We start from the raw sequence: 12370 nt of genomic DNA on the forward strand, positions 1-12370 counted from the left end.
GTGTCACTTTTGAGGTGCGCTGATCACGCCCAGGTATCTTCCCATCCAGTAAGGCAGCAGCCAGATATCCCCTGCGCTGTGTTCAGAAGCACCGTTTCCTCCATTTCTATCCAAGCTGAACATATTTGCGTTATGACGCTGGATCGGACGTTCGTCTGGCGGCAGCACTTCTTTCGTAGTTTGTTTCCGGAAATTAGGCTCCACGATTTCAATATCCTTACGGTGGCTGTTCTTGACCACCCAGTCGATCATATCGAGCGGGTGTTCCTGCAAGTACCAGACTGCCTCCTTCAAGTCAAATTCCTTTGTACCGGTCAAAGCCGTGAAAATATTCCATGCACCTTCTTTCTCCGGCCGCTCGGCTTCCCAGTGGTCGATGATGGATTCCTTGTATTTAGCCTTCAAAGAATCATTGAAAGCATATCTGTATAAGCCCCAATAGCCCACAAAGTACATTTCATCATCGGAATGGTTCCAGCCGTCTGACATATGTTTTGCATGCTCGTCCGCATCGGCCGGCGCTTTACCAATTTCCTTCATCGAGCGCATCATATTTTCCAGATAACCGTGTTTGGTCATCAGCTCAAATGCTTTTGCCTTGTATTTTTCTTTTTTGGTAAAATGGTAAGCTGTCTGCAGCATTGAAATAATGTTGGACGAATTCAGCTTCCTGTCACCTACATTAGTTGGAAAAGAATTCACATATTCCGGATTCCATTTGCCCCACATGGTTGGTTTTCCGTCAAAATCAATCAGGTACATATTGTTTTTAACGATATGTGACATCACGGTGTCGATCAGCATAATCGCCTGTTTTTTTATCGCAGCATCGTCGATCAGCTCCGCAGCCGCGCCGAATGCGAATATATGACCGATTACTTCATCACTGCTGGTCGTCGACTTCCAGTCCCATTCTTTTTCAGGTGAATGCTGCCATCTTTCCTGATCATGGAGTTCCTTGATATGCCCTGAGCGTTCAAATGACCTTGCAGGAAATCCTGGAACCGGATTAATGGTGTACAATCTTTCCATCGCGTCCATTGACTCGCGGCAATTTTGCAGCGCTTCGGGATCTTTTGTAACTGCATACCTGAATATCTCGCCGCCCAGATACATGGAAGTCCAAAGTCCGTCGTTATCCGAATCTTCCATATGTCCGGTAGCCAGGTTACCGTGTTCCATTCCAGCCAGCGTCGCATTGAAACCATTACGGATATGTCGCTTTCTAACCTGTTCTTCAAAATAATTGGCCTTTTCTTCCAGTGTCATTTTTTTGAAATGAATCTGGCCAAGGCCTTTCGTAGTCAGGATTAAAACAGAATTTTTAGGGCCAGGTTCGATATCTCTCACGATGTTGCCGGGCAGCCAGCGTTCACCAAAATAGTAGTCAAATTTACCGTCCTCACGAAGCGCAAATGCGCCTGCCTCTGATCCGAACCACAATTTGCCATTGATTTCTTTTACTGTATTGATTTTGGTAACAGGCAGTTTTTTCGAGAGCGTCCCGGTTTGTTTACCGGTTTTAATATCAAATGACAGGTAACCGTCGCTCGTTCCGATGATCACATTGCTTTCCTTATTAGCAAGCGCAAAACAGGTGAAATTGGTGCCTTCCAATGCTCTGGTTAACTTCTTGTCAGCCACGGAAAAGGAATACAACGATTTTTTGCCCAGGATCCAGAATACATTTTTTGAAGACTGAAAAGTAACTTCGATTGCATTGTCATCGGGAAGCTTGCCGGTCCATAAGGCTTTCGAGTCTTTGATCAATTGAAGCGATGGCCCATTGGTAATCAGGAAGGTAAAATCACTTCCGCCGGCAAAAGCCTTCGGACCTGCAACTGTATGTTTGGAAAATAATGTTCCCGCCCAGGCATTGCTCAGTACGACCGATTCGGCCAGGTATACAAACTGGTTGTCATAAGACAGCAGTCCGCTGATTTTTTTATCTTTCATAAACCGATAGCTATTGTTCGGTTTTATGGCGCCAGGATGCAGGAATTGGCCGTCCTGAATATGTTGAAGCCCTTCTTGTGCCAAAATTTCGATATTACCATTACGGTCGGCAGCAACCCGAAGTAAATGACTCCTGGTAGTATCTGCATAGTATTTGATACTGTAATCCTGTAAAAACGGCTTGTCCTGGTAAACTGACTGTGCGCTGCCCCGGAATGCGACCAGTACTAAAGTGAGGGCAAAAGCCAGGTGCGAGGTGAAGGTAGATCGTTGCATTAAATAATTGAATTTAAGGTAGGCGTGCCGGATCAACGACAACATATTTAATAGATTTTTTCCCTTTTTTGGGATGGTGCGAGTAAGTCATATGCAGCATTCCGTCCGGGGTTTGTATGAGCGAAGGGTAGGAGTACCCGCCTTCTTTTGTCCGGTCATTTTCAATCCAGCCCCGGCTCCACGATTTGCCTTCGTCGTCAGAAATCCGCAGTGAGAGTTCATAGCGTCCGTCGTCGATATCATTTCCCAGGAATGCCCAGCGACCATCTTTCAAAACAAACAGCTCGACGCTGGCGGTATTTGGAATATCCGTTTTTTCGGTTGCTTTCCAGCTTTCTCCATTGTCGGCAGACTCGCTGACGTGTACCCTTGTAGGTTCGTCACCGCTGTCGCGCATATAGGCGACCAGGTTACCATTCTTTTTCTTCACGATTGCGGGCTGGATCGGGCCGCGTCCTACGATCGGTAATCCCGGGCGCCAGGTAGCTCCGTCATCATCGGAAATCGCTGTGATAGAGAAATTAAAACCGTCGGAGTAAAGCGGCAATATTATTTTTCCGTTTTCCAGAAGCAGCGGCTTGATCCGTGTCATCCAGCCGATACTCCGCTTGGGCGCATCTTTGCTGGCCTCTGCGATCATTTCATCATATTTCGGTGCATAACCGGCCCAGCCTATTTTGCTTTCTGGCAGGCTTTTCAGTTTTTTCTCAACTTCTTGGGCGAAGCGGTTATCTGGTTTCAGCAAAATGTTATCCTGCCATTCCCAAACCGGCGCGCCTGCATTTAAATAACTATCGGACGTTTTAAATCGTAAAATCGATTGTTCCCAAAGATTGGCCTGCACGGCTATCCAGACCAGAAACAGCTTTCCTTTTGCATTTAAAAATAATACCGGGTTGCAATCCGGTATGTTTGGAGTGTCGGCCATCAGAAACGGGTCGCTCCATTTGCTGTCCCCCTTTTTCAGCCTCGCCCCCATGATCCGCACGTCGTCGGCGGTGCGCTCGCCACTGCCCTCGAACCAGGCTACCAGAAAATCGCCATTTGGCAAATTGACAATGCTGCTTCCGTGCACATGCTTTTCCTGGTGTGGGAAAACAAGCATTTGTTTGATTACCGCACTTTCCTGCGCCAACAAGGATACGCTGAAGGCCAGCGCGGTGACTAGTGTTAAGATAATTTTTTTCATTGAATCGTTATTTAGAAATCATTCCCAGATAGCGGCCCATCCAGTAAGGCAGGAGCCAGAATACCGGCTCGCGTTCGACCTGCGGGTTACCGCCTGCCGCAGTCCAGGGATTTTTATCCCAGCGAACGGTCATTCTTATACTTGCAGGTTGTAAAACGTCCACCTGCTCATCTTCAAGCACCGGGTTGCGGACAATGCGGATATCTTCTCGTTTACGGTGGTCAATAGGCCAGTCTACCAGATCGAGGGGCGTGTCTTTCAGAAAATCGACTGAGTTTTTGAGCCCGGATTTTTTGTGAAGACAATAGTCATAAATAAAATTGATCAGCGGATTGTGGTCGTCTTTCCGGTGCGTAAACCATTCTTCCAAATGCGCCTTGTAAAATTTAAGCCTCTCGGGATCTTTCTCACAATGGATAAAAATAGGGTAGAGATAAGCCTGTAACATGACATCGAAATAGATGAACCAGGCCGGGTTCTGGCTGGTTACCTCTGCCATATTATCCAGGTAATGCTCCTTTTCAATCAGCCTGAGATATTCTTTCTGGTATTTGTCCTGACCCGTCATAAAATGCGCGAGCTTGATAAACGCCAGTATTTCCATTGAATTCTGGTTCCGGTCGGGCAGCCACTCAGGGTCACGGTTCAGCTTGTCGGGCGACCATACCGACCAGCGCGTATGTGTCCCGTCGATATCTATCAGGTTCAGGTTGTTGCGCATCAAATGGTCAACCAGCTTTCCCACATGCGCGGCTATGATTTTCTTTTCCGCTTCATCCGCCACGAGCGTGTAATAAAAATAGTAGCCGAACATATGCCCGCACATTTCGTCGCTGCTGGTATCGCCTTTCCAAAGCCATTTTCCATCTTTCGATAGATGCCAGCGGACCTCGACAGGCTTAAACCTCGGTTCTTTCACCAGCTCATCGGCTTTTTCCTTTTCCGTAAAAACGCGGTTGCCGTCGTGCATTTGCTTCCAGTCTGAGGGAATGATCGTTCTGGCGAAAAAACCGTCGGTATCTGTCACTTCCTGCAATAGTTTCAGAAAGCCGAAAGCCTTTTTTGCATTCGCCTTTGCCCCGGGATCTTTGGTAGCGGCATGCCGGAAGCTTTCCATGGCGAGGTAATTGCCGGTATATTCCCCGTCGTTATCGTCATCTTCCGGCTGCCAGGAAGTCGTGTCGCCAGGTATTTTCAAATGCGCCTGGCCTGCGATCCACGGAGCCCGGATATGCCTTTTCATAAGCTCTTCGTAAAAGAAATCACTTTTCGCAGCCAGCGTCATTTTTCTTTTTCGAATAACGCTGACTCCTTTCGGCGTAGCGATCCACGCATTTCCGTTTTGGTCAAAAGCAATGTCATTGACCTGGTCGTCGAGCAGCCACCTTCTGGAAAACAGCAATGATTTTGTACCATCGGGGTGAAATCTTATCACCCCTTGCTGCGTGCCAGCCCACATCGAACTGTCCGGACCGCGCCTGACGGCCGTTACGTAAGCGGAAGGGATGCCGTCTTTAACGCGGAGCTCTTTTTCTTTCGCTGCTGCATTTCTGACCGTAATGCCGCCCAGGCCGCCAACCCATAATTTCTGGCCGGTATCAAAGGCGAGGCCTTTCGCATAACCGCTTATTAATGCATCGGTTTTATAATAATGCTGCGTTTTACTTTCTGTCCAGTGGTAAAGACCTACGTCGGTCGCGATCCAAAGTCCCCGATTTCCGTCGGATATTACGTCCCGGACAGATTTCGCGATATCGCTTTTATCTTGTCTGAAACCTTGCCCCCCGTTGATCCAGAAACCCTTTGGTCCGAGTGCATAGACTGTACCTGCGTTTGTACAGATCGCCGAAATTGGCCCTTGCGGCCCAGGCACATTTACCGGGAGATCATTTTCAATTCTATACAATCCGTTCCAGTTTCCCAGCCAGATCGTACCTGCGTTGTCCTGCGAGACAGCGTAGGCCGGCCCATCATTTTCGCCGGTTATTACCTTTTTCCAGTCCGTTTGTCCTGTGCTTTTTTTGTAAATACCGTCGGCAGTAGCTGCCCATACATTATCATTTTTATCAATAAAAATACGCCTTACTTCATTGGATTCGGTACTTTCTCCGATCATGGAAGGTTCGTGGTACTCCTGCCGGAAAGGCTCGTCCTGATAAAACCCTTCCTGGTCGTCAGTCGCATCTTTGCGGGAGCACGACCACATTATCAGGATTAAAAGTGCCGCAAAAGACCATTTACCCGGATTAAAAGTCATGCTTCCGCATAATTAGCACTTTCTTGAAATAGCAGACTGATCAGCTTTTTGTACTGAGAAAAGTCAGGAATAAGCAGCTGAGCGCCAGCTTTGACAAGCCGGGGCCGTTTCGCCGGGTTATGCCCAAAACGCTGAACTTCGTTACTCGTTATTCCAACTGCTATTCCGCCTGCCCGCCTGCCTTCCCTGATCTCATCAGGCCCGTCGCCGAACACGGCCAGCTCATTCCCGCGAAGCCCGTTTTCCTGAATGATCTTCTCAATGATCATCTTCTTCGAAAACTTGGTGTAATCTTTCAATGCGCCGTAAATCCCGCCGTCAAACAAATGTGCATAACCCAGCATTTCGGCTTCGTTTTTAACATCGTCCACATCCGTTCCGCTGGCGAGGTACATTCTTACGCCTCTTGCGCTGAGTTCGTGGAGGAAAGCTACGGCTCCTTTCATTGTATAATCGTCTGGGCCGAGTTCTCCGCTGCTCAGCCTTTCCATTCTTTTGCTGACCATTTCCATCAATCCATCATTGTATAACTCTTTGTATTGAAATTTATCCAGAATTTTTTCCTCCGGTACAAAGCCAAAATCGCGCACCAGATTAACCAAACCCTCCATTTGATAAATCGTCTGAATACCGGTTGTTTTATGGATAAATTCCTTCACTTCCAGCTGTACCTTGTGAAATGTCCCGGCGTCAATGCTGTCGTACCGGTCCCCCAAAATAGATTTCATCATGACCGGCTCCATAATTTCCTCCCAGCCCTGGCGGAGGGAGCTGATCGTACCGTCGTGGTCGAAAACCGCATAGCGGATATGGCCGAGCTGATCCAGAATGGAAGGGAAGCACAATTCAAATTCGGTATCCTGCAAGTAAACTGCATTGCGCTCATTTTCAGCCAGCTCTGCATTGAAAATGTAATCGGGCTCCTTGCTGATCTCCAATATCTCTGCCGGGCTGGCAGTACCGGTCGTAAACAGTTTTTGAACCGTAACCCCTGCTGCAAAGTTGGCAAATTCAGCGGCTTGCGCGGGAGGTACACCAGCTGCGACGCAAAGTGTAATCGCGCTGATTGCGGTGTCGCCGGCACCAACGGTATCGAGCTTGTTTTTTAACTGCAATCCCGGCACTTCACTATACCTGTTTTTATCAAAAGCGATGATCCCACGTTCACCACAGGTTACGAAAACGGGTTTCCGGGATTTACTAAAAACCTGATTACCATATTTGATAACATCTTTTATGGTAATGCTTTCATCGGGTGTAACGTGCATTCCCGCCAGCGAGGCGATTTCCCGGTCGTTGGCTTTCAGGAATGTATTTTCAAAACGATCATTGAAATGGCGTGAATCGAGCATCACGATTTTGTGGCTGTATTTAGCAAAAAGCCGGTTCGCCGCAGCAATGAAAGATTCGTTATTTATGCTGCCTGTAACCTGCTGGTTGAAGATCAATGCGTCACATTCTTCCAGCGCGTTTTCAAGTGCTCCCAATAGCAACTCGTCTGTTTCGCCGCTTCTTTTGTTAAAAACCCCGAAATCAATGCGAGGCTGCTCTTTTCCGTCTATGATCCTTTTGAGATAGCAATAGGTGGTAAAATCTTTTTCCTGAACAAAAAGTCCGGCGGTATCTGCCCCGAGCTGCGTTAATTGTGCGCTCAGTTCTCTGCCCTGCATATCATTTCCAACCGTACCGATCACCCTGATCCCGGCAGGATTGAGTGCCGCCAGATTGGCAACCACGTTCCCGGCCCCGCCCGGTGTGTAATAATGTGTTGAAACGGCTTCAGTCCACAAACCCGTCTCAATGGATACTTCCGAACCCCGTTCGTCCATTACCCAGTATGCGTCCAGGCAGAAGTCGCCATATACGGCTATTTTGACCGTTGAAATTTTTTTTAGAATAATGGAGATGCTATTCTCGTCCATAAATATGAGCTGGTGAGTTTAGGAATATTTGATGTGTTCTCGGGGTAATATACTCTCCGAAACTGGTGGCGGGCTATCCGTTTCCCGCGCATTTATACGCAGTGTTAAAAAAATGTTAAGAAAAATTTGTGACCGGATTACTGAAATTACGTCTAAAGGAAGTACAGATTTTTTAACCTGAAACAGTAAAAATGCCTTCTCGTGAAGCGAATGCTAAGCATTTATAATGAAACTGTTAAATCCCGATCCTTTGCGCAAAATGAAGATATTTTTACGCACTTTGCGATTTGAAATCTAAAATCAGGATGTAGTTTTATCAAACATTTGCAAGGCACCATTCAATACAAAACATCGCGGATAGATTAACGGGCAAAATTATCGGCTGTATCCGGGCTGTTTTGAACAACATTATTTTTTAGTGAGAACCCTTTTTCTACTACGATAAACCTGATCCACCGTGGCCTGTCCTGATGAAATTACCCTGCAAAAAGTAACCGAAGGCGATGAAGCCGCCTTTGCTGAACTCTATAACTACTACAAATCTCCCGCCCTGCGCTTCACGACATCGCTTTTAAAGGATGAGGAAGAGGCGGAGAATATGGTTCAGGACGTTTTCATCAAAATATGGGTGAAACGCGCACATATCAAGCCCGATTACAATTTTAACTCCTACCTGTTTACCTGCCTGCGCAATATGGCTTTCGATTATTTCAAAAAAGTTGAGAAAAGCGAGTTGCTGCGGAAAAACTATATGGAGATGATCAGGGTAGCCGGAGAGGATGAAAAAGAAGAAAATGAAAGAAGGATTAACCTTGTCCAGGCAGCGGTGGATTCGCTTTCGATCAAAAGGAAGCAGATTTTGAAACTGAATATTGAAGAGGGTAAATCTTATCAGGAAATCGCCGAATTTCTGAGGATATCTAAAAATACCGTCAAAAACCAGCTCGTGAAGGCAAAGCAGATCCTGCGGGATAAAGTTGATTTCGCTACGGTCTGAGCCGAAATATTTCTGAATTCAATAAAAAACCAGAAGCCGCAAAGCTTCTGGTTTTCATTTTTACGACCTAACTTCTTATTTCAATCCCGCCAATTCCGTAAGATCAATATCTTTCAGAGCTTCTTTAAGCTGGTCGACCGATACATTGTCCCCCTCGACGTTTACTACATAGCGATCAGCGACAAGTACATTGATCTCTCCTGATTTACTGGCGTTATTATACTTCTCAAATGCTTTGTAACCTTCGAGTTGCGTGGTTTTTTCGTAGCCATCCGTCGTCTCCTTATCGATTTCAGCCATCGACCAGGTAGCCAGCGCCATCGTAGATACACCAGCTATCCCGCCGGTATCGACGATTTCAATTTTAAGAGATGCATTGTTATCTCCTTGGTACCTGGCCTGCGCCGTGGAAACGGTAAAGCCCATCGCGCCGGATTTTTCGCCGGTGGCTTCAGTGCGTTTCAGACCGATCAGGTTTTCCGGCATCAATTCTTTCAGTTTCCGGAAATCAATAGGGTCAACAGCCTCCCGCTTGCCCATTTCTTTGGCTTTGTCGGCCAGCGCCTGCAGTGCATCGGCAGGATTTTCACTCTCCTCGATCTGCTCTGAGGTGTTTTCTTCCTTATTACCGCAACTTGCAAGAAGCAATACAGCGGCGAAAGTAAAACCCAGGATGGATGATGTTTTCATCTTTTTGAAATTTTGTTTCCTTCAAATTTAAATAAAAGAAACAAAGGAATTCAGCGGTTATGAGTTACCGGTACAGCATTTCCCGGTATTGGTATTTTTTTCGATTGAATGATAAAATAGATACCGAGCAACACGGCCGGAATACTTAATATCTGTCCCATATTCAGCGCATAATTCGCTTCAAATGCTTCCTGGTTTTCTTTCAAAAACTCATATAAAAAACGCAGGGTAAAGACCCAAACAAGGAAAACACCTACCATGAGGCCGCGCGGAGTGGCGGCCTTGTATCTGTTCCAGATCGCGAAAAGCACAAAGACGAGAATGAAGCACGATATTGATTCATACAATTGTGCAGGGTGGCGGGGTATCTGACGGAATTCGGTGTTATTCAGGAATACAAAACCCCAGGGAACGTCTGTCGGCTTGCCTACGATTTCGGAATTCATGAGATTTCCGAAACGAATAAATGCGCCACCCAATGCGACGGTAATAATGATGCGGTCGATCACATACAGAAATGTCTGACCGGTGCCTCTCCTTGACCGTGCGTACAACCATAACCCAATGAGCACGCCGATTGCTGCACCGTGGCTGGCCAAGCCGGAGTAGGGCGGAATAAGTACTTCAAGCGGATTACGGAATAGTGTTTCGGGTTCGTAAAAAATAAAATGTCCGATTCGCGCACCGACTACAATTGACAAAACCATGGTAAGTGTCAATGCATCAATATCATCGAGGGAGCGGCCTTCTTTTTTAAAAATATGGATGACGATCTGTTGGCCAACTAAAAAGCCAAGTGCGAAAAGCAGACCATACCAACGTACCGGAAAGGGCCCAACGCCAAAAAATTCGGGAATGGTAAATATTTCTGGACTGGCGTCCCACAGAATGTACGAAATCATGTGAAAGGGTTGTTATTTGTCAAATATACTATTTTGAGACAAGAAGATAAATGAAATTTTTACTCATAGGATTGGTCCGGATCTACCAGGGTGTACTATCGCCGTACCTGCCGAATTCGTGCCGGTATACGCCCACTTGTTCTCAATATATGATCGAAGCCATTCAGAAATACGGGCCTTTTAAAGGCACCTGGCTAGGGTTGAAACGATTTTCAAGGTGTCACCCCTGGGGCGGGCACGGGCATGATCCCGTTCCCTGATCAGCCGATCGCAACCTTTCTGAGGATCGAATCAATGATGGTCATCGTGCGCACGCCGTCAGCTTCGGCTTCATAATTGAGCAGGATCCGGTGGTTCATAATATCCGGGGCAAGCTCCTTGATGTCTTCAGGCAACACATAGTCCCTTCCTTCCAGATAGGCCAGTGCTTTTGCCGCGCGGTTAAGATAGATCGTGGCGCGCGGAGATACCCCGAACTGAATGTAACGCGCCTCTTCGCGCAAACCGTAGTCGAGCGGGCGGCGGGTAGCGAACACGAGCTCGATAATATACCTTTCGAGGGTGTCGGAGATGTTCACTTTATTCACATTATCGCGTATCGCAAAAATGTCTTCTTTATTTAATATCGGCCTGATCTGGTAATCATAGTTGATATCCGACATGCGCCGCATAACTTCCAGTTCTTTCGCTTTGTCAAGGTAATCCACATATACCTTCATCATAAACCGGTCGATCTGGGCCTCGGGCAGCGGATAGGTACCTTCCTGTTCCACCGGGTTTTGGGTGGCGAGCACTACAAATGGGCGGTCGAGCAGATAAGTTTCGTCTCCGATCGTCACCTGTTTTTCCTGCATTGCCTCGAGAAGCGCAGACTGCACTTTCGCCGGAGAACGGTTTACTTCATCGGCCAGGATCAGGTTTGAGAAGATAGGACCCTTTTTTACCTCGTAATCACCGATTTTCGGTTTATAGATCATCGTCCCGATCAAATCGGCAGGCAGCAGGTCGGGCGTAAACTGAATGCGTTTGAATTCGAGGTGAAGTACCTTGGCCATTACATTGATTGTCAAGGTTTTGGCGAGCCCCGGAACACCTTCAAGTAATATATGACCGCCGGTGAAGAGGCCAATCAGCAGCCGGTTCAGCAGTTTATCCTGCCCCACCACTACCTTGCCCATTTCATCGAGCACTTCCTTTATTTTTTCTATGTACATTTAGTAGTGTCGTTTTTAGCAGGCATTAGCCCCAAATCGCTCTCACAAACCGGTCTTTTCCATTGATATCACGAAGGATTTCAACATTGCGGTAATTCCTTTCTTCAAATACCTTTTTTGTTTCGGTGCCAAAATGCTCATTGATCTCCACGTAGCATTTTCCGTTTGATTTCAGGTAATGTGTGCCAAAATCGGCGATGGCTTTGTAAAAAAGAAGCGGGTCACTGTCTTCAACAAATAGCGCTTCATGCGGTTCGAATCGCAGCACGTTGGGGCGCATATGCTCCTGCTCAGAGTAGGTAACATAAGGCGGATTACTTACGATACAGTCGAATTGAGGGATATTTCCGGGTAAAGGCAGGGTCATATTGAGCATATCCTGCTTTGCAAAAGTGACGTCGGCGATCAGCTGGCGTGCATTTTCCTGGGCAACTTTAAGTGCCTCGTCAGAAACGTCCCAGGCATGAACGGAAACGTGGGGCAGAAATCTCGCAAGAACGATCGCAATGCAGCCGCTTCCCGTGCCAATATCCAGAATGGCAATGTCCTTATCAGGCTCAGCATAGTCCCTGGTCACCATTCTGACAAGTTCCTCAGTCTCAGGCCGCGGAATGAGTACAGAGGAAGAAACCCGAAATTCCAGACCGCAAAACTCTGTCGAACCGATGATATGCTGGACAGGCTCGTTGTTATTGAGGCGGGAAATGATGTTGTCCCAGTCGGGTTGGGCGGCATTGTCCGGGATCGGGCGGTCAACCAGCACGTCGATGTTGCGGAGCCGCATATAATGTTCAAGCAACATGAATGTAATTGCCTGAGACTCTTTTTCGGGATATACCGTTATTTTTTTTACAATGTATAAATATAGCTGGCGTGCCGAAGTCATTTCCAATGGTTTTAATAGCAATGTCGGAAAGTTAAGAAATTATGGGAACTCGCGAAAACTGTGTTTTCAGAGAGGTTTGTA

The 12370-nt window shown here is 47.0% G+C and carries 10 protein-coding genes; 2 read left to right on the forward strand and 8 right to left on the reverse strand.

Going from position 1 to position 12370, the window contains the following annotated elements; genetic code table 11:
• Positions 1–3: 3 nt before the first annotated feature.
• From FXO21_RS13030 to FXO21_RS13045, 4 genes are read right to left on the reverse strand one after another with little or no spacing between them, the layout of a single operon-like run.
• Positions 4–2232 (reverse strand): ligand-binding sensor domain-containing protein, encoded by a 2229-nt coding sequence (locus tag FXO21_RS13030; RefSeq protein ID WP_149640482.1) that lies wholly within the window; start codon positions 2230–2232, stop codon positions 4–6.
• A gap of 13 nt (positions 2233–2245) precedes the next feature.
• Complete coding sequence (locus FXO21_RS13035; RefSeq protein ID WP_149640483.1) at positions 2246–3421, reverse strand: sialidase family protein; 1176 nt, start codon at positions 3419–3421, stop codon at positions 2246–2248.
• A gap of 7 nt (positions 3422–3428) precedes the next feature.
• Positions 3429–5678, reverse strand: coding sequence for a ligand-binding sensor domain-containing protein (locus FXO21_RS13040; protein WP_149640484.1), 2250 nt, complete (start codon positions 5676–5678; stop codon positions 3429–3431).
• Positions 5675–7600, reverse strand: a complete 1926-nt coding sequence (locus FXO21_RS13045; RefSeq protein WP_149640485.1) for a PfkB family carbohydrate kinase — start codon at positions 7598–7600, stop codon at positions 5675–5677. Before FXO21_RS13045 ends, FXO21_RS13040 begins: the two co-directional genes overlap by 4 nt.
• Positions 7601–8057: 457 nt before the next feature.
• Between FXO21_RS13045 and FXO21_RS13050 the strand changes: the two genes are divergently transcribed.
• Complete coding sequence (locus FXO21_RS13050) at positions 8058–8597, forward strand: RNA polymerase sigma factor (RefSeq protein ID WP_149640486.1); 540 nt, start codon at positions 8058–8060, stop codon at positions 8595–8597.
• Positions 8598–8672: 75 nt separating this feature from the next.
• Here the strand turns inward: FXO21_RS13050 and FXO21_RS13055 are convergent, their stop codons facing one another.
• Together FXO21_RS13055 and lgt are read right to left on the reverse strand one after the other, a co-directional pair.
• The gene (locus FXO21_RS13055; protein WP_149640487.1) at positions 8673–9287 is read right to left on the reverse strand and encodes a hypothetical protein; all 615 of its coding nucleotides are present in this window, start codon (positions 9285–9287) and stop codon (positions 8673–8675) included.
• 50 nt (positions 9288–9337) lie between these two features.
• Positions 9338–10189, reverse strand: coding sequence for a prolipoprotein diacylglyceryl transferase (gene lgt / locus FXO21_RS13060; protein WP_149640488.1), 852 nt, complete (start codon positions 10187–10189; stop codon positions 9338–9340).
• A 50-nt stretch (positions 10190–10239) separates the two neighbouring features.
• Here lgt and yidD point away from each other — a divergent pair, with 50 nt between their 5' ends.
• Complete coding sequence (gene yidD / locus FXO21_RS13065) at positions 10240–10449, forward strand: membrane protein insertion efficiency factor YidD (protein ID WP_149640489.1); 210 nt, start codon at positions 10240–10242, stop codon at positions 10447–10449.
• Here yidD and FXO21_RS13070 read toward each other — a convergent pair whose 3' ends face one another.
• Both FXO21_RS13070 and prmC read right to left on the reverse strand, forming a co-directional pair.
• Entirely contained in the window at positions 10450–11403 is a 954-nt protein-coding gene (locus FXO21_RS13070; protein ID WP_149640490.1) for an AAA family ATPase, read from the reverse strand. It abuts the gene before it with no gap.
• A 25-nt stretch (positions 11404–11428) separates the two neighbouring features.
• Positions 11429–12289, reverse strand: coding sequence for a peptide chain release factor N(5)-glutamine methyltransferase (gene prmC, locus FXO21_RS13075; RefSeq protein ID WP_149640491.1), 861 nt, complete (start codon positions 12287–12289; stop codon positions 11429–11431).
• Between the last annotated feature and the right edge of the window lie 81 nt (positions 12290–12370).

It is taken from the genome of Dyadobacter sp. UC 10 (genome assembly GCF_008369915.1).
Taxonomy (GTDB): domain Bacteria; phylum Bacteroidota; class Bacteroidia; order Cytophagales; family Spirosomataceae; genus Dyadobacter.

Excerpts from the sequence above, each read along its gene's own strand:
- FXO21_RS13070 (WP_149640490.1), bottom strand. The coding sequence starts at position 11,403 with ATGTACATAGAAAAAATAAAGGAAGTGCTCGATGAAATGGGCAAGGTA.
- FXO21_RS13030 (WP_149640482.1), bottom strand. The coding sequence starts at position 2,232 with ATGCAACGATCTACCTTCACCTCGCACCTGGCTTTTGCCCTCACTTTA.
- FXO21_RS13045 (WP_149640485.1), bottom strand. The coding sequence starts at position 7,600 with ATGGACGAGAATAGCATCTCCATTATTCTAAAAAAAATTTCAACGGTC.
- lgt (WP_149640488.1), bottom strand. The coding sequence starts at position 10,189 with ATGATTTCGTACATTCTGTGGGACGCCAGTCCAGAAATATTTACCATT.
- yidD (WP_149640489.1), top strand. The coding sequence starts at position 10,240 with ATGAAATTTTTACTCATAGGATTGGTCCGGATCTACCAGGGTGTACTA.
- prmC (WP_149640491.1), bottom strand. The coding sequence starts at position 12,289 with ATGACTTCGGCACGCCAGCTATATTTATACATTGTAAAAAAAATAACG.
- FXO21_RS13040 (WP_149640484.1), bottom strand. The coding sequence starts at position 5,678 with ATGACTTTTAATCCGGGTAAATGGTCTTTTGCGGCACTTTTAATCCTG.
- FXO21_RS13055 (WP_149640487.1), bottom strand. The coding sequence starts at position 9,287 with ATGAAAACATCATCCATCCTGGGTTTTACTTTCGCCGCTGTATTGCTT.
- FXO21_RS13035 (WP_149640483.1), bottom strand. The coding sequence starts at position 3,421 with ATGAAAAAAATTATCTTAACACTAGTCACCGCGCTGGCCTTCAGCGTA.